General features: G+C 48.0%; 15 protein-coding genes, 9 tRNA genes and 6 rRNA genes. All 30 read left to right on the forward strand.

The features are described 5' to 3' along the window. Positions 1 to 30: 30 nt before the first annotated feature. The 30 genes from hslO (at position 31) to LGO15_RS00570 (ending at position 24,338) form a co-directional block, all read left to right on the forward strand. Positions 31 to 909 carry an Hsp33 family molecular chaperone HslO gene (gene hslO, locus LGO15_RS00425; protein WP_167834236.1) on the forward strand — a complete coding sequence of 293 codons (879 nt, stop codon included), beginning with the start codon at positions 31 to 33 and terminating at the stop codon, positions 907 to 909. A 21-nt stretch (positions 910 to 930) separates the two neighbouring features. Then, on the forward strand, positions 931 to 1,815 hold the full coding sequence (locus LGO15_RS00430; RefSeq protein ID WP_226086337.1) for a peptidyl-prolyl cis-trans isomerase: 885 nt from the start codon (positions 931 to 933) through the stop codon (positions 1,813 to 1,815). A gap of 245 nt (positions 1,816 to 2,060) precedes the next feature. Then, on the forward strand, positions 2,061 to 2,987 hold the full coding sequence (cysK, locus tag LGO15_RS00435) for a cysteine synthase A (protein ID WP_226086338.1): 927 nt from the start codon (positions 2,061 to 2,063) through the stop codon (positions 2,985 to 2,987). A 157-nt stretch (positions 2,988 to 3,144) separates the two neighbouring features. After that, complete coding sequence (gene pabB / locus LGO15_RS00440) at positions 3,145 to 4,542, forward strand: aminodeoxychorismate synthase, component I (protein ID WP_226086339.1); 1,398 nt, start codon at positions 3,145 to 3,147, stop codon at positions 4,540 to 4,542. Continuing rightward, positions 4,539 to 5,129, forward strand: coding sequence for an aminodeoxychorismate/anthranilate synthase component II (pabA, locus tag LGO15_RS00445; RefSeq protein WP_167834238.1), 591 nt, complete (start codon positions 4,539 to 4,541; stop codon positions 5,127 to 5,129). Before pabB ends, pabA begins: the two co-directional genes overlap by 4 nt. Further along, complete coding sequence (gene pabC, locus LGO15_RS00450) at positions 5,129 to 6,004, forward strand: aminodeoxychorismate lyase (RefSeq protein WP_226086340.1); 876 nt, start codon at positions 5,129 to 5,131, stop codon at positions 6,002 to 6,004. The genes pabA and pabC overlap by 1 nt, the downstream gene beginning before the upstream one ends. Beyond that, positions 6,001 to 6,834 carry a dihydropteroate synthase gene (gene folP / locus LGO15_RS00455; RefSeq protein ID WP_226086341.1) on the forward strand — a complete coding sequence of 278 codons (834 nt, stop codon included), beginning with the start codon at positions 6,001 to 6,003 and terminating at the stop codon, positions 6,832 to 6,834. Before pabC ends, folP begins: the two co-directional genes overlap by 4 nt. Next, positions 6,827 to 7,186 (forward strand): dihydroneopterin aldolase, encoded by a 360-nt coding sequence (gene folB / locus LGO15_RS00460; RefSeq protein ID WP_226086342.1) that lies wholly within the window; start codon positions 6,827 to 6,829, stop codon positions 7,184 to 7,186. The genes folP and folB overlap by 8 nt, the downstream gene beginning before the upstream one ends. A 2-nt stretch (positions 7,187 to 7,188) precedes the next feature. Then, entirely contained in the window at positions 7,189 to 7,716 is a 528-nt protein-coding gene (gene folK, locus LGO15_RS00465) for a 2-amino-4-hydroxy-6-hydroxymethyldihydropteridine diphosphokinase (RefSeq protein ID WP_226086343.1), read from the forward strand. Next, on the forward strand, positions 7,668 to 7,871 hold the full coding sequence (locus LGO15_RS00470; protein ID WP_167834243.1) for a helix-turn-helix domain-containing protein: 204 nt from the start codon (positions 7,668 to 7,670) through the stop codon (positions 7,869 to 7,871). Before folK ends, LGO15_RS00470 begins: the two co-directional genes overlap by 49 nt. Before the next feature lie 34 nt (positions 7,872 to 7,905). Then, on the forward strand, positions 7,906 to 8,907 hold the full coding sequence (dusB, locus tag LGO15_RS00475) for a tRNA dihydrouridine synthase DusB (RefSeq protein WP_226086344.1): 1,002 nt from the start codon (positions 7,906 to 7,908) through the stop codon (positions 8,905 to 8,907). Positions 8,908 to 9,116: 209 nt separating this feature from the next. Beyond that, positions 9,117 to 10,601 carry a lysine--tRNA ligase gene (gene lysS / locus LGO15_RS00480; protein ID WP_226086345.1) on the forward strand — a complete coding sequence of 495 codons (1,485 nt, stop codon included), beginning with the start codon at positions 9,117 to 9,119 and terminating at the stop codon, positions 10,599 to 10,601. 419 nt (positions 10,602 to 11,020) lie between these two features. Continuing rightward, positions 11,021 to 12,570: ribosomal RNA gene (locus LGO15_RS00485) — 16S ribosomal RNA — on the forward strand. Between the two features lie 206 nt (positions 12,571 to 12,776). Then, positions 12,777 to 15,711, forward strand: a 23S ribosomal RNA gene (locus LGO15_RS00490). A gap of 81 nt (positions 15,712 to 15,792) precedes the next feature. Then, positions 15,793 to 15,908: ribosomal RNA gene (gene rrf, locus LGO15_RS00495) — 5S ribosomal RNA — on the forward strand. A gap of 8 nt (positions 15,909 to 15,916) precedes the next feature. Continuing rightward, positions 15,917 to 15,992: transfer RNA gene (locus tag LGO15_RS00500), tRNA-Val, on the forward strand. A 26-nt stretch (positions 15,993 to 16,018) separates the two neighbouring features. After that, positions 16,019 to 16,091: transfer RNA gene (locus LGO15_RS00505), tRNA-Thr, on the forward strand. Positions 16,092 to 16,101: 10 nt separating this feature from the next. Then, positions 16,102 to 16,177, forward strand: a tRNA-Lys gene (locus LGO15_RS00510). Between the two features lie 18 nt (positions 16,178 to 16,195). After that, a tRNA-Leu gene (locus tag LGO15_RS00515) sits at positions 16,196 to 16,280 on the forward strand. 21 nt (positions 16,281 to 16,301) lie between these two features. Next, positions 16,302 to 16,376 (forward strand) — tRNA-Gly (locus LGO15_RS00520). Between the two features lie 10 nt (positions 16,377 to 16,386). Beyond that, positions 16,387 to 16,475: transfer RNA gene (locus tag LGO15_RS00525), tRNA-Leu, on the forward strand. A gap of 23 nt (positions 16,476 to 16,498) precedes the next feature. Next, positions 16,499 to 16,575, forward strand: a tRNA-Arg gene (locus LGO15_RS00530). Positions 16,576 to 16,592: 17 nt separating this feature from the next. Beyond that, a tRNA-Pro gene (locus tag LGO15_RS00535) sits at positions 16,593 to 16,669 on the forward strand. A gap of 18 nt (positions 16,670 to 16,687) precedes the next feature. Beyond that, positions 16,688 to 16,763, forward strand: a tRNA-Ala gene (locus LGO15_RS00540). Between the two features lie 183 nt (positions 16,764 to 16,946). After that, positions 16,947 to 18,496: ribosomal RNA gene (locus LGO15_RS00545) — 16S ribosomal RNA — on the forward strand. 206 nt (positions 18,497 to 18,702) lie between these two features. Beyond that, positions 18,703 to 21,637, forward strand: a 23S ribosomal RNA gene (locus tag LGO15_RS00550). A 102-nt stretch (positions 21,638 to 21,739) separates the two neighbouring features. Next, positions 21,740 to 21,855, forward strand: a 5S ribosomal RNA gene (gene rrf, locus LGO15_RS00555). Together the 16S, 23S and 5S rRNA genes with 9 tRNA genes alongside form the textbook arrangement of a ribosomal RNA operon. A gap of 819 nt (positions 21,856 to 22,674) precedes the next feature. Continuing rightward, on the forward strand, positions 22,675 to 22,959 hold the full coding sequence (locus LGO15_RS00560; protein ID WP_167834071.1) for a hypothetical protein: 285 nt from the start codon (positions 22,675 to 22,677) through the stop codon (positions 22,957 to 22,959). 341 nt (positions 22,960 to 23,300) lie between these two features. Further along, positions 23,301 to 23,762 carry a CtsR family transcriptional regulator gene (locus LGO15_RS00565; protein ID WP_167834072.1) on the forward strand — a complete coding sequence of 154 codons (462 nt, stop codon included), beginning with the start codon at positions 23,301 to 23,303 and terminating at the stop codon, positions 23,760 to 23,762. 27 nt (positions 23,763 to 23,789) lie between these two features. Next, positions 23,790 to 24,338 (forward strand): protein-arginine kinase activator protein McsA, encoded by a 549-nt coding sequence (locus LGO15_RS00570; RefSeq protein WP_226086346.1) that lies wholly within the window; start codon positions 23,790 to 23,792, stop codon positions 24,336 to 24,338. Positions 24,339 to 24,340 lie beyond the last annotated feature (2 nt).

The following is a 24,340-nucleotide window of genomic DNA, read 5'->3' on the forward strand; positions in this document are numbered from 1 at the left end:
ACAACTTTACAGCACGAAGGGAGTAGAAAAATGAGCGATTATTTAGTAAAGGCACTTGCTTTTGACGGACAGGTCAGGGCATATGCAGCAAAAACAACCGAAACCGTTGGAGAGGCACAGCGCCGCCATTATACATGGCCTGTAGCATCTGCCGCACTTGGCCGGACCATGACAGCTGGCTTAATGATGGGTGCGATGCTCAAGGGCGATGATAAATTGACGATTAAAATTGAAGGCGGTGGACCGCTAGGACTTATTCTTGTGGACAGCAATGCCAAGGGACAGGTAAGGGGCTATGTATCAAATCCCCATGTCCACTTCGACTTGAACGAGCATGGCAAGCTTGATGTAAGACAAGGCGTCGGTACAGACGGAACGCTTACAGTCGTGAAGGATTTGGGGCTGCGCGACTATTTTACAGGACAGGTGCCGATTGTATCAGGTGAGCTTGGTGAAGACTTCACTTATTATTTCGCAACATCTGAACAGGTCAATTCTTCAGTTGGTGTAGGTGTACTGGTTAACCCTGATAACTCCATCAAGGCTGCGGGAGGATTCATCATCCAGTTGATGCCTGGGACAACAGAAGAAACGATTACGGCGATTGAACAACGATTGCAATCGATTCCGCCAGTATCAAAGTTGATTGAAAAAGGGTTATCTCCGGAAGAGTTGCTGGAAGAGTTGCTTGGTAAAGAGAATGTGAAATTCCTTGATACAATGCCAGTGAATTTTGAATGCAACTGCTCGAAGGATCGATTCAGCAATGCCTTGGTGAGCCTTGGTGCAGAGGAGATTCGCGATATGATCGAGACAGAGGGTCAGGCAGAAGCACACTGCCATTTCTGCAATGAGAAATATATGTTCACTAAAGAAGAACTGGAAGAGATAGAGAGAGAAGCAAAATAAGCGATATCTGGGGGATGAGAAGTGGAAAAGAAGCAGCTTTGGTATATTATTGCCGGGTTAGCCATATTGAACGCAATAACTCTTGTGATGCTGCTAGCCAAGCCTGCGATCCTTGAAGGGAACAAGGAATCCGTTGCGAAGATTGGCAAGGAGTCAATCTCCCGCCAGGAATGGCTCACTGAGCTTGAAGAACGATACGGCCAAGAAACATTAAGGGACTTGATTGACCAGGAAGTGGTCAAACAGATGGCTGATCAATATGATATCAAGCTGTCCGATCAAGCCGTCGAACGAGAATTGACTATTTATAAGGCCTTGTATTCCACAGCAGGCAACGAGCCGAAAACAGAGGATAAATGGAAGGAGCAGATTAAGTACAGTCTGCTGCTCGAAGAAATTTTAACAAAGGATGTTAAAGTATCGGAAGAGGATATGAAGTCCTTTTACGAACAGAATAATAGTCTTTTTGATATTCCTGCCTCTTATCATCTGTCCCAAATCGTTGTCGAAACGAAAGAAGAAGCAGATTCAGCTGTGAAGGAGCTGAAGAATGGCTCCAGTTTCGCTGCTCTAGCGATGGAGCGGTCGCTCGATGAATTTTCGGCGAATGCAGGTGGAGACATCGGCTTTGTTACGGAAGAAGATGAGCTTGTTTCCCCTGAGGTCATTGATGCAGCCAAAACGCTGAAATCCGGAGAATGGACCGGACCTGTAAAAGTAGAAAATGGCTATGCGATCGTCTATCTTCATGAGAAACTCGAAGGAAAAAAGTATGCCTACAAAGAAGTCGAGAATCAGATTCGCAGGCAAATTGCACTTGAACAAATGGATATCCCTGTTTCAGCTCGGGCATTCTGGAATGATGCAGATGTCAGCTGGTTTTATGGAGACAACGGGAAGAAATAATGGAGAAGCACGGGTTGGCGTCGACCGGTGCTTTTTTGTTTAGAGAGATTCAAAATAGGTTAGTTTAAAAGGGATAGATTTCTTTACGATCATGCTTTTGAACCGGGTAGGATGATTTTATGTAAAAGAGTCTAGGCTAAAGACGGATTTCAGTTTTTGTCGAAGCATACTGATTGACATAGACTTAAAGTACTGGTAAATTTTAATAAAACCAATTAAAATAGTCGGATTAAGGGGTGGGTAATTTGGTACGTATTGCAAATTCAATTACAGAGTTGATCGGCCAGACACCAATTGTGAAGCTGAACGGACTTGGTGATGACCAAAGTGCGGATGTTTATTTAAAGCTTGAATACATGAACCCTGGCAGCAGCGTCAAGGATCGTATCGCATTGGCGATGATCGAGGATGCAGAAGCAAACGGAGTCCTGAAACAAGGCGATACAATCATTGAGCCAACGAGCGGCAATACAGGAATCGGCCTGGCAATGGTGGCAGCAGCCAAAGGATACAAGGCGATCCTCGTCATGCCAGAAACGATGAGCATGGAGCGAAGGAATCTTTTGCGTGCCTATGGTGCCGAACTTGTATTGACTCCTGGACCAGAAGGAATGGGCGGTGCCATCCGCAAAGCGTCGGAACTGGCAAAGGAAAAGGGATACTTCATGCCTCAACAATTCGAGAATGGAGCAAACCCAAGCGTCCACGAAAGAACGACAGGTCCGGAAATCGTCGAGCAGATGGGTGACCAGCTTGATGCGTTCATCTCTGGCATCGGCACAGGCGGAACGATCACAGGAGCAGGAAAAGTACTTCGTGAAAAATATAAGGATATCAAGATTATTGCCGTAGAGCCGACGGACTCCCCAGTATTATCTGGCGGAAAACCAGGACCGCACAAGATCCAGGGAATCGGCGCCGGGTTCGTCCCAGGTGTACTTGATACAAATGTGTATGATGAAATCATAAAGGTTGAGAATGAGCAGGCATTTGAATATGCCCGCCGTGCAGCAAAAGAAGCAGGCATCCTTGGCGGAATCTCATCAGGTGCAGCCATCTATGCAGCACTGGAAACAGCGAAAAAGCTGGGCAAAGGCAAAAAGGTTCTGGCAGTCATTCCTAGTAACGGTGAACGATACCTGAGCACCCCGCTTTACCAATTTGAAGAATAGATCGATGAAGAGGCAGGCTTTGAATAGCATGTCTCTTTTTTATATGCCGGGAAAAACTAAAAACGACAATTTTCTCTAAAAAACCATCATTTTAAAAATGAAAGCGCGCCCTTCATAATGTATGATGGATAAAGAGAAAAAATTCGAGGTGAAAAACTTGCCGGACTATAGCATTCAATCAAAGACAATTCCATATACAGCTTCACGTTTTTTTCATCAATATGATCATATAGCACAACAATATAAAGAGCATGTCATCCTCGAAAGCGGGAGAGGCGGGCGTTACAGTATCTCCGCTTTTAATCCCTGGATTGTTTTTTCGGGAAAAAATAATCAGCTGACAATCACTCAGGACGGGTCCTCAAATATCCTTGAGGGAAATCCTCTAGAGTTAATGAAGAATCAAATGGAAAAGTATCAGGTGCCTGAAGTGGAAGGCTTGCCTGATTTCCAGGGTGGTGCAATCGGCTACCTGAGCTATGATTATGCTCGCTATATCGAAAAGCTTCCGGCGCTGGCAAAGGATGATTCGGGAATTCCTGAGGTCTACTTCCAGCTATTCAAAGAATGGTTTGTCTTTGACCACCAAACAGAGAAGCTTTGGCTGATGGCCCTGACGGAAAAGGGCCAGGAAAAGCAGTCAGAGGACAAGCTTGCTGGCTGGTTAATGCAGTGGGAGGCTGATGTACCTGCAGTTGAAGCTGAACACAAACCTGCAACCGATGAACTGCAAGTCTCCATGGATGAAGCTGAATTCATGGAAGCAGTAAAGAAGGTACAGCAATACATTGCCCAGGGGGACGTCTTCCAGGTGAATCTGTCTGTCAGGCAGTCCAAACCAATTGAGACAGAAGCGCTTGAGGTATATCGCCAGCTGCGTAAGCTGAATCCATCTCCTTATATGGGGTATCTGCATACGGAAGATTTTCAGCTCGTAAGCGGTTCGCCTGAGCTTTTAGCGAAAGTGAAAGGGTCAGAGGTCAGCACAAGGCCAATTGCCGGCACAAGATCGAGGGGCAGGACAGATGAAGAAGATTTACAGCTTGCCAATGAACTGATCAACAATGAAAAAGAACGTGCCGAGCACGTCATGCTTGTCGACCTTGAAAGGAATGATCTCGGAAGGGTGTGCAAGTACGGTAGTGTCGAAGTCAATGAGTTCATGGTCATTGAGAAGTATTCGCATGTCATGCATATCGTCTCCAATGTCAGAGGGGAGCTGGCAGAGGGGGAAACATGGTTCGATGTTGTCAATGCGACCTTCCCGGGCGGCACGATTACTGGTGCCCCGAAGGTGAGGACGATGGAAATCATCGAAGAACTCGAGCCGGTAAGGCGTGGACCATATACTGGTTCGCTTGGCTGGTTCGGCTTTAATGGAAATATGGAACTGAACATCATCATCCGGACGATGCTCATTAAGGATGGGATGGCTCATGTCCAGGCAGGAGCAGGTGTCGTCATCGACTCCATCCCAGCCAATGAATACAAAGAATCCTTAAAGAAAGCAATTGCTCTTTGGAAGGCGAAAGAGCTTGCGGAGGGTAAAGCATGATTTTGATGATTGATAATTATGATTCATTCACATATAACCTTGTTCAGTATTTAGGCGAAATGGGCGAAGAGCTTAAAGTCATCCGCAATGACCAGACGTCCATTAAGGGAATCACAGAGCTTGACCCGCAGTTCCTGATGATCTCACCGGGACCATGCAGCCCGAATGAAGCGGGCATCAGCCTGGAGGCAATCAAGAATTTTTCAGGAAAGACGCCTGTTTTTGGTGTGTGTCTCGGCCATCAGTCCATCGCCCAGGTATTTGGCGGCGATGTGGTTCGTGCGGAGCGACTCATGCATGGGAAAACGTCCATGGTCTATCATGACGGTAAGACGATTTTCGAAGGGTTGGAGAATCCATTCCCCGCGGCACGCTACCATTCGCTCATTGTAAAAAAAGAAACCCTCCCTGACTGCCTGGAGGTTTCTGCGTGGACAGAAGAAGGCGAAATCATGGCAATCCGCCATAAAACGCTGCCGGTCGAAGGTGTTCAATTCCATCCAGAATCGATTTTAACGACGCCAGGAAAGCAGCTGCTTCGCAATTTCATTGCTCATTACAAGACTGCAAGGGAAGTAAGTTTATAATGTATGTATATATGAATGGAGCATTCACGAAAAAGGAAGAGGTCAGCATCTCTCCTTTTGACCATGGATTCCTCTATGGTTTAGGTGTCTTTGAAACGTTCAGAATCTATAATGGCCATCCTTTTTTGCTGGATGACCACCTGGAGAGGCTGAATGCCAGCCTGCGTGTTATGAACATCGAAGCCGATTTCACCAGGGAACAAAGTGTTAAGATCCTCGATGGGTTATTAGCAAAAAATAACCTTCGGGATGCTTATATTCGTTTCAATGTTTCAGCGGGGAATGGCGAAATCGGTTTGCAGACGGACAGATACCTGGAGCCGAATATAATTGTTTTTGCAAAACCTCTGCCGCAGGCTGGAGAAATGAGTGAGAAAAAAGCCATGCTGCTCGGTTTGAGGAGAAACACACCCGAGGGAACAGAGCGGCTCAAGTCACATCACTATCTCAACAATGTACTAGCCAAGCGTGAGGCAGGCCCTGCAATGGATACAGAAGGAGTTTTCCTGACTAATGACGGCTTTTTGGCTGAAGGAATTGTCTCGAATATTTTTTGGTACAAGGAAGACATTCTTTTTACGCCTGCAGTCGAGACAGGAATTTTAAATGGAATCACCCGCAGGTTCGTCATTGCACTTGCCCGCAAAGCAGGCATCGAGGTTCGTGAAGGCTTTTACAAAAAGGAAGAAGCAGAAGCCGCAGATGAAATATTCCTGACAAACTCGATTCAGGAAATCGTTCCGGCTTCTGAGTTCGAGGGGAGAAGGTTTCCCGGGAAATCAGGAGAGCTGGCGAATCTTCTTTTTGTTGAATATGAAGCTTACCGGGAGACATTATGGAGCAGAACAACATTGGATGGAGGAGCTCGAATATGAATACCGTGATAAAGGCTGGTCCGTATACACTGGACTTTACTGATAAAACATTGATCATGGGAATTTTGAATGTCACACCTGATTCTTTTTCAGACGGCGGAAAATACAACCACCTTGAAAATGCCGTTACGCATGCTAAGCAAATGATTGCAGACGGAGCGAACATCCTGGACATCGGCGGTGAATCGACAAGGCCGGGGCATGAACGGATTTCTGACGAAGAGGAAATCAGCAGGGTTGTGCCAGCGATAGAAGCCATTTCAAGGGAGATACGTGTTCCTATTTCGATTGATACCTATAAATCCAAGGTGGCCAAAAGTGCCGTCGATGCTGGTGCGGCCATTATCAATGATATCTGGGGAGCGAAGGAAGATCCGGAAATCGCTGATGTCGCAGCGGAAACTGGGGTTCCGATCATCTTGATGCACAATCGCAATGACCGCAATTATTCGAACTTCATCCGTGACGTATTGAATGATTTGTATGAAAGTATCTCGATCGCGAAAAAAGCAGGGGTAAGCGACGAGCAAATCATCCTTGACCCGGGGATCGGGTTTGCGAAAGACCTTAAGGAAAACCTAGAGATGATGCGTCACCTTGATACACTTGTATCATTAGGATATCCGGTTCTCCTTGGCACATCGAAAAAGTCTATGATCGGCGGGGTCCTCGATCTTCCGGTATCGGAACGGACAGAGGGTACAGGAGCGACCGTATGTTATGGAATACAGAAAGGCTGCCAGATTGTTAGGATCCATGATGTAAAAGAAATGTCGCGCATGGCAAAAATGATGGACGCGATGATGGGAAAGGGTGAATATCGTGGATAAAATACATGTTAACCAAATGGAGTTTTACGGGTACCATGGTGTTTTTCCTGAAGAAACAAGACTGGGTCAGCGCTTTGCAGTCGATCTGACGGTGGAACTGGACCTTTCGAAAGCGGGAAAAAGTGATGAACTGGAGCATTCCATTAACTATGCGGAGTTGTATCAAGTCTGCAAGGACATTGTGGAAGGGAAACCGTTTAAGCTTGTGGAAGCTATTGCTGAGAAAATCGCCAGCACCATTCTGGAAAGCTTTTCGCTCGTTGAACTCTGCCATGTAAAGGTCATTAAGCCAGACCCGCCGATTCCTGGACACTATAAATCGGTCGCAGTCGAAATCACAAGGAGTAGATGACAGTGGAAAACAAAGCATATATTGCGCTAGGCTCCAATATGGGTGACCGGTTCGGATATTTGACACAGGCTATCATCCTCCTGGAAAGCCATGAGAAGATTTCAGTGGTAAATACTTCTTCTGTCTATGAGACAGACCCGGTAGGATATACTGACCAGGATCAGTTTTTGAATATGGCCATTCAGGTAGAGACAAGCCTTTCCTCTGTTGAACTGCTAGATACATGCCTGGAGATTGAGTTGAAACTTGGGAGAAAAAGGGAAATAAAATGGGGTCCCAGAACTTTGGACCTTGACATTTTGCTGTTCAATCACGAGAATATTGAAACAGAGAAGCTTACAATTCCGCACCCTCGGATGGCACAACGTGCATTTGTAATCCTTCCATTGCTAGAAATGGAACCGAATCTCATGCTCCCGACCATGAAGGAGCCGCTGAAAGATTGTTTACGAAGTATACCGGATAGAGAAGGAGTACGAATATGGAAGCAGAAAAATGGGGAAGACGTATTCGCGCTTATCGAAAGCTGAAGGGTTTTACACAGGAACGCTTCGCTAAAGAGCTAGGTGTATCGGTTTCCATCCTTGGAGAAATTGAACGAGGCAACAGGATGCCTGATGAAAGAATGATTGTCAATATTGCAGAATTCCTGGGTGTCGAAATAGATGAATTAACCCCGCAGTAGGGTTTAAAGATAGATTAACTCAAAGGAGGCAGACATGCTTAAGATTGGCGATATTGAAATGAAGAACCAGGTTGTCCTTGCGCCAATGGCCGGCATCTGTAACTCAGCGTTCCGCCTGACCGTCAAAGAATTCGGCGCAGGACTTGTATGTGCTGAAATGGTCAGCGACAAAGGCATTGTTTCTCAAAACAATCGAACACTCGACATGTTATATATAGATGAACGGGAAAAGCCGCTCAGCCTGCAGATTTTTGGCGGTGAAAAAGAAATGCTTGTCCAGGCGGCGCAATACGTAGACAAAAATACGAATGCCGATATCATTGATATCAATATGGGATGTCCAGTACCGAAGATCACAAAATGTGACGCAGGTGCGAAATGGTTGCTTGACCCCAACAAAATCTATGAAATGGTAGCAGCAGTCGTAGATGCAGTTGATAAGCCAGTTACGGTGAAAATGCGCATGGGCTGGGATGACGAACATATTTTCGCCATCGAGAATGCCCGAGCTGTAGAACGTGCAGGAGGAAGTGCAGTAGCCCTTCACGGCCGTACACGTATTCAGATGTATGAAGGAACAGCGAACTGGGATATCATTCGGGATGTGAAGCAGGCAGTCAATATTCCTGTGATTGGGAATGGGGATGTACAGACTCCTCAGGATGCCAGGAGAATGCTTGAAGAAACAGGTGCGGATGGAGTCATGATCGGACGAGCTGCACTCGGTAATCCATGGATGATCTACCGTACGGTAAACTACCTGGAAACAGGTGAATTAATGGGTGAACCAAGCGCACGCGAAAAAATCGATGTCAGCATCCTGCACCTTGACCGCTTGATTGCTTTAAAGAATGAACACATTGCCGTCCGCGAAATGCGCAAGCATGCTGCGTGGTACCTGAAGGGAATCCGCGGCAACGCAACTGTCCGTAACGGCATCAATGAATGCTCTAAAAGAGACGAACTAGTCAGCTTGCTGAAAAACTTTGCGGATGAAGTGGAAGCAAAAGAGCAATTAGCCAACCAGGTTGGATAAAAATTGACATTAATCGTCACTTTTCCTATAATACCTTTAACCTTAAATGTAACTGCCAGTGGTCAAACTGGCAGTTTTTTATCTATTTGACGATTAAATAGAGATTTTTAATGTGTGAATACGATAGTTTGTGTAAAATAATAAAAGTATCCATCAACATACTCAGGATTACATAAGAAATTTATTTTATATATTGGAGTGAAAGCGACATGAGTCATGAAGAATTGAATGACCAGCTCAGAGTCAGAAGGGACAAGATGAATTCATTGCGTGACAAAGGCATGGATCCATTCGGAAAACGTTTTGAGCGTACTCATCTGACAGAAGAACTAATTAGTGAATATGGCGAACTGGAAAAGGAAGAGATCGAAGCGAAGAGCGTTTCGGTGAAGATAGCTGGACGGATCATGACGAAGCGTGGAAAAGGAAAAGCTGGATTCGCGCATATCCAAGACCTTGCTGGCCAGATCCAGATTTATGTACGCCAGGATGCAGTCGGTGAAGAACAATACGAAGTATTTGATTCAGCTGACCTCGGTGACATTATCGGTGTCGAAGGAACGCTATTCAAAACAAAGGTTGGCGAGCTTTCAATCAAGGCTCAAGAATTTGTGTTCTTAACAAAGGCACTGCGCCCGCTTCCTGAAAAGTTCCACGGACTGAAGGATGTCGAGCAGCGCTATCGCCAGCGTTACCTTGACCTGATTACAAGCAACGACAGCAAGACGACTTTCATCAACCGAAGCCGTATCATCCAATCGATGCGCCGCTATCTTGATGGACAGGGTTATCTAGAAGTTGAAACGCCATTGATGCACTCCATCGCTGGCGGAGCTTCTGCACGTCCGTTCATCACGCATCATAACGCGCTTGATATGCAGCTATACATGCGAATCGCAATCGAACTACACTTAAAGCGCCTGATTGTCGGCGGTCTAGAAAAAGTATATGAGATCGGCCGTGTATTCCGTAATGAAGGTGTATCGACAAGACACAATCCGGAATTCACCATGCTTGAGCTTTATGAGGCATATGCTGATTGGAGAGACATCATGTCCCTTACTGAGAACATGGTTGCGTACATCGCTCAGGATGTTCTCGGAACAACAACAATCCATTATGGCGAGTATGAAATCGATCTTAAGCCAGAGTGGAAGAGAGTCCATATGGTAGATGCAATCAAGGAATATACAGGAGTGGACTTCTGGCCGCAAATGAGCACTGAAGAAGCTCGTGCGCTTGCGAAGGAACACGGAGTGGAAATCACCGAGCATATGCAATATGGCCACATCGTCAATGAATTCTTCGAGCAAAAGGTAGAAGAGCATCTAATCCAGCCAACATTCATCTACGGCCATCCGGTTGATATTTCTCCTTTGGCTAAAAAGAATGATGATGATTCTCGCTTCACTGACCGTTTTGAATTATTCATCGTAGCAAGGGAGCATGCAAATGCATTTACCGAGCTGAACGATCCAATCGACCAAAGAGAGCGATTTGAAGCACAGTTAAAAGAAAAAGAACAAGGAAACGATGAAGCACACGAAATGGATGATGATTTCATCGAAGCTTTAGAATATGGTATGCCTCCAACAGGCGGACTGGGGATCGGAATTGACCGACTGGTTATGCTACTGACTAATTCACCATCCATCAGGGATGTACTATTATTCCCGTTGATGCGTCACCGTTAATAGATAGAAGTAAAGGCAAAACGGCTGAAGTCGGTTTGCCTTTTTCTTTTATGTAGCTATTGAGATCATTCTTAAACAAGAGTAAACTCTCTTACACATTTGGCCACAGAAATATGAATTATCTTTCTTTTAATTATGCGAATAAAAATAGCAAAAAGATATTGCTATTGCAGAATAAAGGTGCTATATTTATATCTGTTGCTACGAGCTACTTAGTTAGCAACAAAGAAAATAAAAAAACTTATTGACATCGGGTTTTCAACCTGATAATATATAAGAGTTGCTTCTAATGGAGCGGCAAAACAAATTGTTCTTTGAAAACTAAACAAACAAGCGTCAACAAACAATAAATTATCATGACTTCTATTATAGAAGAACATGAGCCAACGTTTTAACTTTATGAGCTAACTCATAACTCTTTCTTGGAGAGTTTGATCCTGGCTCAGGACGAACGCTGGCGGCGTGCCTAATACATGCAAGTCGAGCGGATCTTCATTAGCTTGCTTTTGAAGATCAGCGGCGGACGGGTGAGTAACACGTGGGCAACCTGCCTGTAAGACTGGGATAACTTCGGGAAACCGGAGCTAATACCGGATAATCCTTTCCCTCACATGAGGGAAAGCTGAAAGACGGTTTCGGCTGTCACTTACAGATGGGCCCGCGGCGCATTAGCTAGTTGGTGAGGTAACGGCTCACCAAGGCAACGATGCGTAGCCGACCTGAGAGGGTGATCGGCCACACTGGGACTGAGACACGGCCCAGACTCCTACGGGAGGCAGCAGTAGGGAATCTTCCGCAATGGACGAAAGTCTGACGGAGCAACGCCGCGTGAGCGATGAAGGCCTTCGGGTCGTAAAGCTCTGTTGTCAGGGAAGAACAAGTACCGGAGTAACTGCCGGTACCTTGACGGTACCTGACCAGAAAGCCACGGCTAACTACGTGCCAGCAGCCGCGGTAATACGTAGGTGGCAAGCGTTGTCCGGAATTATTGGGCGTAAAGCGCGCGCAGGCGGTTCCTTAAGTCTGATGTGAAAGCCCCCGGCTCAACCGGGGAGGGTCATTGGAAACTGGGGAACTTGAGTGCAGAAGAGGAGAGCGGAATTCCACGTGTAGCGGTGAAATGCGTAGAGATGTGGAGGAACACCAGTGGCGAAGGCGGCTCTCTGGTCTGTAACTGACGCTGAGGCGCGAAAGCGTGGGGAGCGAACAGGATTAGATACCCTGGTAGTCCACGCCGTAAACGATGAGTGCTAAGTGTTAGAGGGTTTCCGCCCTTTAGTGCTGCAGCAAACGCATTAAGCACTCCGCCTGGGGAGTACGGCCGCAAGGCTGAAACTCAAAGGAATTGACGGGGGCCCGCACAAGCGGTGGAGCATGTGGTTTAATTCGAAGCAACGCGAAGAACCTTACCAGGTCTTGACATCCTCTGACAACCCTAGAGATAGGGCGTTCCCCTTCGGGGGACAGAGTGACAGGTGGTGCATGGTTGTCGTCAGCTCGTGTCGTGAGATGTTGGGTTAAGTCCCGCAACGAGCGCAACCCTTGATCTTAGTTGCCAGCATTCAGTTGGGCACTCTAAGGTGACTGCCGGTGACAAACCGGAGGAAGGTGGGGATGACGTCAAATCATCATGCCCCTTATGACCTGGGCTACACACGTGCTACAATGGATGGAACAAAGGGCTGCAAAACCGCGAGGTCGAGCCAATCCCATAAATCCATTCTCAGTTCGGATTGCAGGCTGCAACTCGCCTGCATGAAGCCGGAATCGCTAGTAATCGCGGATCAGCATGCCGCGGTGAATACGTTCCCGGGCCTTGTACACACCGCCCGTCACACCACGAGAGTTTGTAACACCCGAAGTCGGTGGGGTAACCTTTTGGAGCCAGCCGCCTAAGGTGGGACAGATGATTGGGGTGAAGTCGTAACAAGGTAGCCGTATCGGAAGGTGCGGCTGGATCACCTCCTTTCTAAGGATATTGCCGTAATGGCAATCGGAATGCGAACCTTCTGGTTCGTACTGTTGACTGCTTGTTTGTTTAGTTTTGAGGGAGCAATTCTCTCAAAGCTTTTTTGTTCCTTGAAAACTAGATAATCGTAAGTAAGAAGAACCAAGAAAAACCGAGTGATCGCCATTTTAGTTTTCTCTCTATTCAATTAGAGAAATGACCTTTTAGGTTAAGTTAGAAAGGGCGCACGGTGGATGCCTTGGCACTAGGAGCCGATGAAGGACGGGACTAACACCGATATGCTTCGGGGAGCTGTAAGTAAGCTTTGATCCGGAGATTTCCGAATGGGGAAACCCACTGTTCGTAATGGAACAGTATCTTTACCTGAATACATAGGGTATTGAAGGCAGACCCGGGGAACTGAAACATCTAAGTACCCGGAGGAAGAGAAAGCAAACGCGATTCCCTGAGTAGCGGCGAGCGAAACGGGACATAGCCCAAACCAAGAGGCTTGCCTCTTGGGGTTGTAGGACACTCTACATGGAGTTACAAAGGAACGGGGTAGATGAAGTGGTCTGGAAAGGCCCGTCAGAGAAGGTAAAAACCCTGTAGTTGAAACTTCGTTCCCTCCTGAGTGGATCCTGAGTACGGCGGGACACGAGAAATCCCGTCGGAAGCTGGGAGGACCATCTCCCAAGGCTAAATACTCCCTAGTGACCGATAGTGAACCAGTACCGTGAGGGAAAGGTGAAAAGCACCCCGGAAGGGGAGTGAAAGAGATCCTGAAACCGTGTGCCTACAAGTAGTCAGAGCCCGTTCATGGGTGATGGCGTGCCTTTTGTAGAATGAACCGGCGAGTTACGATTACATGCAAGGTTAAGTTGAGAAGACGGAGCCGCAGCGAAAGCGAGTCTGAATAGGGCGAATGAGTATGTGGTCGTAGACCCGAAACCAGGTGATCTACCCATGTCCAGGGTGAAGGTTGGGTAACACCAACTGGAGGCCCGAACCCACGCACGTTGAAAAGTGCGGGGATGAGGTGTGGGTAGCGGAGAAATTCCAATCGAACTTGGAGATAGCTGGTTCTCTCCGAAATAGCTTTAGGGCTAGCCTCACGTTGTAAGAGTCTTGGAGGTAGAGCACTGTTTGGACTAGGGGCCCTCATCGGGTTACCGAATTCAGACAAACTCCGAATGCCAAAGACTTATCCGTGGGAGTCAGACTGCGAGTGATAAGATCCGTAGTCAAAAGGGAAACAGCCCAGACCACCAGCTAAGGTCCCAAAGTATACGTTAAGTGGAAAAGGATGTGGAGTTGCTTAGACAACCAGGATGTTGGCTTAGAAGCAGCCACCATTTAAAGAGTGCGTAATAGCTCACTGGTCGAGTGACTCTGCGCCGAAAATGTACCGGGGCTAAACGTATCACCGAAGCTGTGGATTGACATCTTAGATGTCAGTGGTAGGAGAGCGTTCTAAGGGCGTTGAAGTCAGACCGTAAGGACTGGTGGAGCGCTTAGAAGTGAGAATGCCGGTATGAGTAGCGAAAGATGGGTGAGAATCCCATCCACCGAATGCCTAAGGTTTCCTGAGGAAGGCTCGTCCTCTCAGGGTTAGTCGGGACCTAAGCCGAGGCCGAAAGGCGTAGGCGATGGACAACAGGTTGATATTCCTGTACCACCTCTTTATCGTTTGAGCGACGGGGGGACGCAGGAGGATAGGGTAAGCGCGCTGTTGGATATGCGCGTCTAAGCAGTTAGGCTGCAAGTGAGGCAAATCCCGCTTGCGTGAAGGCTGAGCTGTGACAGCGAGGGAAATATAGTACCGAAGTTCCTGATTCCACACTGCCAAGAAAAGCCTCTAGCGAGATAAAAGGTGCCCGTACCGCAAACCGACACAGGTAGGCGAGGAGAGAATCCTAAGGTGAGCGAGAGAACTCTCGTTAAGGAACTCGGCAAAATGACCCCGTAACTTCGGGAGAAGGGGTGCTCATTTGGGTGAATAGCCCGGATGAGCCGCAGTGAATAGGCCCAGGCGACTGTTTAGCAAAAACACAGGTCTCTGCGAAGCCGCAAGGCGAAGTATAGGGGCTGACGCCTGCCCGGTGCTGGAAGGTTAAGAGGAGGGGTTAGCTCACGCGAAGCTCTGAATCGAAGCCCCAGTAAACGGCGGCCGTAACTATAACGGTCCTAAGGTAGCGAAATTCCTTGTCGGGTAAGTTCCGACCCGCACGAAAGGCGTAACGATCTGGGCACTGTCTCAACGAGAGACTCGGTGAAATTATAGTACCTGTGAAGATGCAGGTTACCCGCGACAGGACGGAAAGACCCCGTGGAGCTTTACTGTAGCCTGATATTGAATTTTGGTACAGCTTGTACAGGATAGGTAGGAGCCTGAGAAACCGGAGCGCCAGCTTCGGTGGAGGCGTCGGTGGGATACTACCCTGGCTGTATTGAAATTCTAACCCACGCCCCTGATCGGGGCGGGAGACAGTGTCAGGTGGGCAGTTTGACTGGGGCGGTCGCCTCCTAAAGAGTAACGGAGGCGCCCAAAGGTTCCCTCAGAATGGTTGGAAATCATTCGCAGAGTGTAAAGGCACAAGGGAGCTTGACTGCGAGACCTACAAGTCGAGCAGGGACGAAAGTCGGGCTTAGTGATCCGGTGGTTCCGCATGGAAGGGCCATCGCTCAACGGATAAAAGCTACCCCGGGGATAACAGGCTTATCTCCCCCAAGAGTCCACATCGACGGGGAGGTTTGGCACCTCGATGTCGGCTCATCGCATCCTGGGGCTGTAGTCGGTCCCAAGGGTTGGGCTGTTCGCCCATTAAAGCGGTACGCGAGCTGGGTTCAGAACGTCGTGAGACAGTTCGGTCCCTATCCGTCGTGGGCGCAGGAAATTTGAGAGGAGCTGTCCTTAGTACGAGAGGACCGGGATGGACGCACCGCTGGTGTACCAGTTGTCTTGCCAAAGGCATCGCTGGGTAGCTATGTGCGGACGGGATAAGTGCTGAAAGCATCTAAGCATGAAGCCCCCCTCAAGATGAGATTTCCCATAGCGCAAGCTAGTAAGAACCCTGAAAGATGATCAGGTTGATAGGTCAGAGGTGGAAGCGCGGTGACGTGTGGAGCTGACTGATACTAATCGTTCGAGGACTTAACCAAATTGATCATTCATTCTTCTTGAATTCTTCTTACAACATTATCTAGTTTTGAAGGAATAAATACTTTCTTTCAATTAAATAGTCTGGTGGCGATGGCGAGAAGGTCACACCCGTTCCCATACCGAACACGGAAGTTAAGCTTCTCAGCGCCGATGGTAGTTGGGGGTTTCCCCCTGTGAGAGTAGGACGCCGCCGGGCATATATATGGAGGATTAGCTCAGCTGGGAGAGCATCTGCCTTACAAGCAGAGGGTCGGCGGTTCGATCCCGTCATCCTCCACCATATATTTTCTGCTTTAAATCAAATATGCCGGTGTAGCTCAATTGGTAGAGCAACTGACTTGTAATCAGTAGGTTGGGGGTTCAAGTCCTCTTGCCGGCACCTTTTGTACGAGCCATTAGCTCAGTCGGTAGAGCATCTGACTTTTAATCAGAGGGTCGAAGGTTCGAGTCCTTCATGGCTCACCATTTTTATTGAAATAGCATGCGGGTGTGGCGGAATTGGCAGACGCACCAGACTTAGGATCTGGCGCCGCAAGGCGTGGGGGTTCGACTCCCTTCACCCGCACCATTTCTTTTAAAAAAATATAATGCGGAAGTAGTTCAGTGGTAGAATACAACCTTGCCAAGGTTGGGGTCGCGGGTTCGAATCCCGTCTTCCGCTCCATAGTTCCTTAGCCGGGGTGGCGGAACTGGCAGACGCACAGGACTTAAAATCCTGCGGTAGGTGACTACCGTACCGGTTCGATTCCGGTCCTCGGCACCAAGCAAGCTTAAAATTTTATATATGCGCCCGTAGCTCAATTGGATAGAGCGTCTGACTACGGATCAGAAGGTTATGGGTTCGACTCCTTTCGGGCGCGCCATTATTTTTCTCATTTAACGGGGAGTAGCTCAGCTTGGTAGAGCACTTGGTTTGGGACCAAGGGGTCGCAGGTTCGAATCCTGTCTTCCCGACCATTTTCATTTACAAAACACGGGGCCTTAGCTCAGCTGGGAGAGCGCCTGCCTTGCACGCAGGAGGTCAGCGGTTCGATCCCGCTAGGCTCCACCAAAAAAAACATTTGACCATATAAAACATACATGTTAGTATATTAAAGCTGACGTGATGAGTTGGTCGGTGAATTGTTCTTTGAAAACTAAACAAACAAGCGTCAACAAACAATAAATTATCATGGCTTCTATTATAGAAGAACATGAGCCAACGTTTTAACTTTATGAGCTAACTCATAACTCTTTCTTGGAGAGTTTGATCCTGGCTCAGGACGAACGCTGGCGGCGTGCCTAATACATGCAAGTCGAGCGGATCTTCATTAGCTTGCTTTTGAAGATCAGCGGCGGACGGGTGAGTAACACGTGGGCAACCTGCCTGTAAGACTGGGATAACTTCGGGAAACCGGAGCTAATACCGGATAATCCTTTCCCTCACATGAGGGAAAGCTGAAAGACGGTTTCGGCTGTCACTTACAGATGGGCCCGCGGCGCATTAGCTAGTTGGTGAGGTAACGGCTCACCAAGGCAACGATGCGTAGCCGACCTGAGAGGGTGATCGGCCACACTGGGACTGAGACACGGCCCAGACTCCTACGGGAGGCAGCAGTAGGGAATCTTCCGCAATGGACGAAAGTCTGACGGAGCAACGCCGCGTGAGCGATGAAGGCCTTCGGGTCGTAAAGCTCTGTTGTCAGGGAAGAACAAGTACCGGAGTAACTGCCGGTACCTTGACGGTACCTGACCAGAAAGCCACGGCTAACTACGTGCCAGCAGCCGCGGTAATACGTAGGTGGCAAGCGTTGTCCGGAATTATTGGGCGTAAAGCGCGCGCAGGCGGTTCCTTAAGTCTGATGTGAAAGCCCCCGGCTCAACCGGGGAGGGTCATTGGAAACTGGGGAACTTGAGTGCAGAAGAGGAGAGCGGAATTCCACGTGTAGCGGTGAAATGCGTAGAGATGTGGAGGAACACCAGTGGCGAAGGCGGCTCTCTGGTCTGTAACTGACGCTGAGGCGCGAAAGCGTGGGGAGCGAACAGGATTAGATACCCTGGTAGTCCACGCCGTAAACGATGAGTGCTAAGTGTTAGAGGGTTTCCGCCCTTTAGTGCTGCAGCAAACGCATTAAGCACTCCGCCTGGGGAGTACGGCCGCAAGGCTGAAACTCAAAGGAATTGACGGGGGCCCGCACAAGCGGTGGAGCATGTGGTTTAATTCGAAGCAACGCGAAGAACCTTACCAGGTCTTGACATCCTCTGACAACCCTAGAGATAGGGCGTTCCCCTTCGGGGGACAGAGTGACAGGTGGTGCATGGTTGTCGTCAGCTCGTGTCGTGAGATGTTGGGTTAAGTCCCGCAACGAGCGCAACCCTTGATCTTAGTTGCCAGCATTCAGTTGGGCACTCTAAGGTGACTGCCGGTGACAAACCGGAGGAAGGTGGGGATGACGTCAAATCATCATGCCCCTTATGACCTGGGCTACACACGTGCTACAATGGATGGAACAAAGGGCTGCAAAACCGCGAGGTCGAGCCAATCCCATAAATCCATTCTCAGTTCGGATTGCAGGCTGCAACTCGCCTGCATGAAGCCGGAATCGCTAGTAATCGCGGATCAGCATGCCGCGGTGAATACGTTCCCGGGCCTTGTACACACCGCCCGTCACACCACGAGAGTTTGTAACACCCGAAGTCGGTGGGGTAACCTTTTGGAGCCAGCCGCCTAAGGTGGGACAGATGATTGGGGTGAAGTCGTAACAAGGTAGCCGTATCGGAAGGTGCGGCTGGATCACCTCCTTTCTAAGGATATTGCCGTAATGGCAATCGGAATGCGAACCTTCTGGTTCGTACTGTTGACTGCTTGTTTGTTTAGTTTTGAGGGAGCAATTCTCTCAAAGCTTTTTTGTTCCTTGAAAACTAGATAATCGTAAGTAAGAAGAACCAAGAAAAACCGAGTGATCGCCATTTTAGTTTTCTCTCTATTCAATTAGAGAAATGACCTTTTAGGTTAAGTTAGAAAGGGCGCACGGTGGATGCCTTGGCACTAGGAGCCGATGAAGGACGGGACTAACACCGATATGCTTCGGGGAGCTGTAAGTAAGCTTTGATCCGGAGATTTCCGAATGGGGAAACCCACTGTTCGTAATGGAACAGTATCTTTACCTGAATACATAGGGTATTGAAGGCAGACCCGGGGAACTGAAACATCTAAGTACCCGGAGGAAGAGAAAGCAAACGCGATTCCCTGAGTAGCGGCGAGCGAAACGGGACATAGCCCAAACCAAGAGGCTTGCCTCTTGGGGTTGTAGGACACTCTACATGGAGTTACAAAGGAACGGGGTAGATGAAGTGGTCTGGAAAGGCCCGTCAGAGAAGGTAAAAACCCTGTAGTTGAAACTTCGTTCCCTCCTGAGTGGATCCTGAGTACGGCGGGACACGAGAAATCCCGTCGGAAGCTGGGAGGACCATCTCCCAAGGCTAAATACTCCCTAGTGACCGATAGTGAACCAGTACCGTGAGGGAAAGGTGAAAAGCACCCCGGAAGGGGAGTGAAAGAGATCCTGAAACCGTGTGCCTACAAGTAGTCAGAGCCCGTTCATGGGTGATGGCGTGCCTTTTGTAGAATGAACCGGCGAGTTACGATTACATGCAAGGTTAAGTTGAGAAGACGGAGCCGCAGCGAAAGCGAGTCTGAATAGGGCGAATGAGTATGTGGTCGTAGACCCGAAACCAGGTGATCTACCCATGTCCAGGGTGAAGGTTGGGTAACACCAACTGGAGGCCCGAACCCACGCACGTTGAAAAGTGCGGGGATGAGGTGTGGGTAGCGGAGAAATTCCAATCGAACTTGGAGATAGCTGGTTCTCTCCGAAATAGCTTTAGGGCTAGCCTCACGTTGTAAGAGTCTTGGAGGTAGAGCACTGTTTGGACTAGGGGCCCTCATCGGGTTACCGAATTCAGACAAACTCCGAATGCCAAAGACTTATCCGTGGGAGTCAGACTGCGAGTGATAAGATCCGTAGTCAAAAGGGAAACAGCCCAGACCACCAGCTAAGGTCCCAAAGTATACGTTAAGTGGAAAAGGATGTGGAGTTGCTTAGACAACCAGGATGTTGGCTTAGAAGCAGCCACCATTTAAAGAGTGCGTAATAGCTCACTGGTCGAGTGACTCTGCGCCGAAAATGTACCGGGGCTAAACGTATCACCGAAGCTGTGGATTGACATCTTAGATGTCAGTGGTAGGAGAGCGTTCTAAGGGCGTTGAAGTCAGACCGTAAGGACTGGTGGAGCGCTTAGAAGTGAGAATGCCGGTATGAGTAGCGAAAGATGGGTGAGAATCCCATCCACCGAATGCCTAAGGTTTCCTGAGGAAGGCTCGTCCTCTCAGGGTTAGTCGGGACCTAAGCCGAGGCCGAAAGGCGTAGGCGATGGACAACAGGTTGATATTCCTGTACCACCTCTTTATCGTTTGAGCGACGGGGGGACGCAGGAGGATAGGGTAAGCGCGCTGTTGGATATGCGCGTCTAAGCAGTTAGGCTGCAAGTGAGGCAAATCCCGCTTGCGTGAAGGCTGAGCTGTGACAGCGAGGGAAATATAGTACCGAAGTTCCTGATTCCACACTGCCAAGAAAAGCCTCTAGCGAGATAAAAGGTGCCCGTACCGCAAACCGACACAGGTAGGCGAGGAGAGAATCCTAAGGTGAGCGAGAGAACTCTCGTTAAGGAACTCGGCAAAATGACCCCGTAACTTCGGGAGAAGGGGTGCTCATTTGGGTGAATAGCCCGGATGAGCCGCAGTGAATAGGCCCAGGCGACTGTTTAGCAAAAACACAGGTCTCTGCGAAGCCGCAAGGCGAAGTATAGGGGCTGACGCCTGCCCGGTGCTGGAAGGTTAAGAGGAGGGGTTAGCTCACGCGAAGCTCTGAATCGAAGCCCCAGTAAACGGCGGCCGTAACTATAACGGTCCTAAGGTAGCGAAATTCCTTGTCGGGTAAGTTCCGACCCGCACGAAAGGCGTAACGATCTGGGCACTGTCTCAACGAGAGACTCGGTGAAATTATAGTACCTGTGAAGATGCAGGTTACCCGCGACAGGACGGAAAGACCCCGTGGAGCTTTACTGTAGCCTGATATTGAATTTTGGTACAGCTTGTACAGGATAGGTAGGAGCCTGAGAAACCGGAGCGCCAGCTTCGGTGGAGGCGTCGGTGGGATACTACCCTGGCTGTATTGAAATTCTAACCCACGCCCCTGATCGGGGCGGGAGACAGTGTCAGGTGGGCAGTTTGACTGGGGCGGTCGCCTCCTAAAGAGTAACGGAGGCGCCCAAAGGTTCCCTCAGAATGGTTGGAAATCATTCGCAGAGTGTAAAGGCACAAGGGAGCTTGACTGCGAGACCTACAAGTCGAGCAGGGACGAAAGTCGGGCTTAGTGATCCGGTGGTTCCGCATGGAAGGGCCATCGCTCAACGGATAAAAGCTACCCCGGGGATAACAGGCTTATCTCCCCCAAGAGTCCACATCGACGGGGAGGTTTGGCACCTCGATGTCGGCTCATCGCATCCTGGGGCTGTAGTCGGTCCCAAGGGTTGGGCTGTTCGCCCATTAAAGCGGTACGCGAGCTGGGTTCAGAACGTCGTGAGACAGTTCGGTCCCTATCCGTCGTGGGCGCAGGAAATTTGAGAGGAGCTGTCCTTAGTACGAGAGGACCGGGATGGACGCACCGCTGGTGTACCAGTTGTCTTGCCAAAGGCATCGCTGGGTAGCTATGTGCGGACGGGATAAGTGCTGAAAGCATCTAAGCATGAAGCCCCCCTCAAGATGAGATTTCCCATAGCGCAAGCTAGTAAGAACCCTGAAAGATGATCAGGTTGATAGGTCAGAGGTGGAAGCGCGGTGACGTGTGGAGCTGACTGATACTAATCGTTCGAGGACTTAACCAATTGATCATTCGTTCTTCTTGAAATTCTTCTTACACATTATCTAGTTTTGAGGGAATAAAGTTTTTTGCGGTAGCAAAATAACTAAAACCTCAAACCAAATAGTCTGGTGGCGATGGCGAGAAGGTCACACCCGTTCCCATACCGAACACGGAAGTTAAGCTTCTCAGCGCCGATGGTAGTTGGGGGTTTCCCCCTGTGAGAGTAGGACGCCGCCGGGCACGCGAAAGAACAGCTGTAATGGCTGTTCTTTTTTTGTGTTCTGATTTATAAAAGGTGCTGAATATAGCACCAACTGATTGTATGCCAATGGCTTCAGACAGGTTTGGAGGCAAAGCAGACAAATCTGTCTGAAGTAGAGTCATCTTAAGCCAGGTTTGAAGGTAAAATAGGAAAAGCTGTCAAAAGAAGAACCAACTTCAGACAGGTTTGGAGGTAAAACACAAAAAGGTGTCAGAAGAAGAGTCAACTTCAGACAGGTTTGGAGGAAAAACAGGAAAAGCTGTCAAAAGAAGAGCTAACTTAAGACAGGTTAGAAGGAAAAACACGAAAAGTTGTCAAAAGAAGAGCTAATTTTAGACAGGTTAGAAGGAAAAACACGAAAAGCTGTCAAAAGAAGAGCTAACTTAAGACAGGTTAGAAGGTAAAACACAAAAAGCTGTCAAAAGAAGAGCTAACTTCAGACAGGTTTAGGGATAAACAACAAAAAGTTAGCCGAAGCAGAAACACCTTCAGACAAGTCCAGAGGAAAACAATAAAAACTTATCCGAACCTAATACTACTCCGGAATAAGTTTGGAGCACGAACATAAAAAGCTATCCGAAATTAGATCCACTTCCTGTCCAAAAAGGCAAAATGGGCTTAAAGTTGGCAAATACCCGAGCGTTATTTATACATAGTGAAAATACAATTAATCCCGCTTCTTTATAGTCCTGGAAGGATAAATGAATCTTTTGTTGAATTTATAAATTCATAAGCAACCGTCACCCAATAATAAAACATCCTCGGTCAAATATCTAACAAACCTATAGGAGGAATCAATGACAAAACAATTGAATTATTGGTCATTCGTTTTATCGACAATCTGGGTATTACTATTTTTCGTAATTTCCTCTACAGGCCCAAATGTTTACACCATCTTTGGATTACATCCACACGTCCTGCTTTTAGTTGCTTCTCTACTGACTTTACTTATTGGGCTCATCGGACTTTCCGGTATGAAAGATTGGAAGAGCGCGGCAAGAAGTTTTTCAACAATCTTCCTGACTCTGGGGCTATCAGCATTTTTAGCTTTCATTATCTTCTTTGGTAAGTTAGCAAGTTAGTGGATACAGGCACAGGTGAGATTCCCAGACAATAAGATATATCAACCATTTTCATATCAATTTACCCATTATACATTTAGCCCTTCCAAAAACAGTTTCAATCTGTACTCTGCCAGCTGCATTTCTAACCTGTTCCTGATTACAAATTTTTCGTAGATGTACCCTTATATAAGTTTCCACTTGCCTCAAAATGGGTATAATAACCAACAATCCCCTTAATAACATCTTTTGGCATACATAATTTTTGGAGAAGTGAGTTCAGGATGCATTCATTGCGTCGAGAAAAAATTTTTTGTATAATTAATGTCAAATATAGTCAAAGTCAGATTGGGGGAGGTTTAGTGAGGAATATATCGGACATCATAGAACATTACCTCAAGCAGGTTTTAGAAATGAGCGATAAGGACATCGTTGAGATCAAGCGAAGTGAAATCGCCGATAAATTTCAGTGCGTGCCGTCCCAGATCAATTATGTCATCAATACAAGGTTCACGATTGAACGGGGTTATCTTGTTGAGAGCAAACGGGGTGGCGGCGGCTACATCCGGATTATCAAGGTCCAGGCATATGATCATGCACATTTGATTGATGATTTACTGTCTTTGATTCAAACACGAATTTCGCAAAGCAGCGCTGAGCATGTGATCTTCCGTCTTGTTGAGGAGGATGTAGTCACTGACCGTGAGGCAAAGATCATGCTGAGTGTGCTTGACAGGTCCGTCCTGTATATAGAGCTTCCGCAGCGTGATGAGCTGCGTGCGAGGATGCTGAAGGCAATGCTTATGGCATTGAAGTATAAATAATATCAAAGCAGATAAAGAGGTGAGGGCATGATCTGCCAAGAGTGTAATCAAAGGCCGGCAACGCTGCACTTCACGAATTATTCAAATGGAGAAAAATCAGAATTGCACTTGTGTGAGATATGCGCACAGGAAAAAGGCGATTTGTTTATGATGAACAACGGCCCTGCTTTTTCAATCAATAGCTTGCTTGCTGGTTTGCTGAATATGGAACCTGCATTTACGGAGAAGAAAAAGGAAGCTTTTGAAGCGGAGCAGGTTGCACAGTGCCCGCAATGCTCAATGACGTTTCCGCAGTTTGTAAAGGTAGGCAGGTTTGGCTGTGCGACTTGTTATGATGCTTTTCGCGAACAGCTGATCCCGATTGTCAGGAGACTCCATAGCGGGAATTCCGTCCATAATGGAAAAATCCCTAAAAGAATCGGTGGCGACCTTCATTTAAGAAAGACAGTTGATCAGCTTAAGCAAACCTTGAAAAACCTCATTACAGCGGAGGAGTTTGAGAAAGCTGCTGAGACAAGGGACCAAATCAGGGAACTTGAAAGGAAATTATCAAAAGGCCAAGAGGGAGGGGAGTAGCC

It is taken from the genome of Mesobacillus sp. S13 (genome assembly GCF_020422885.1).
GTDB classification, from domain to species: Bacteria; Bacillota; Bacilli; order Bacillales; family Cytobacillaceae; genus Mesobacillus; species Mesobacillus selenatarsenatis_A.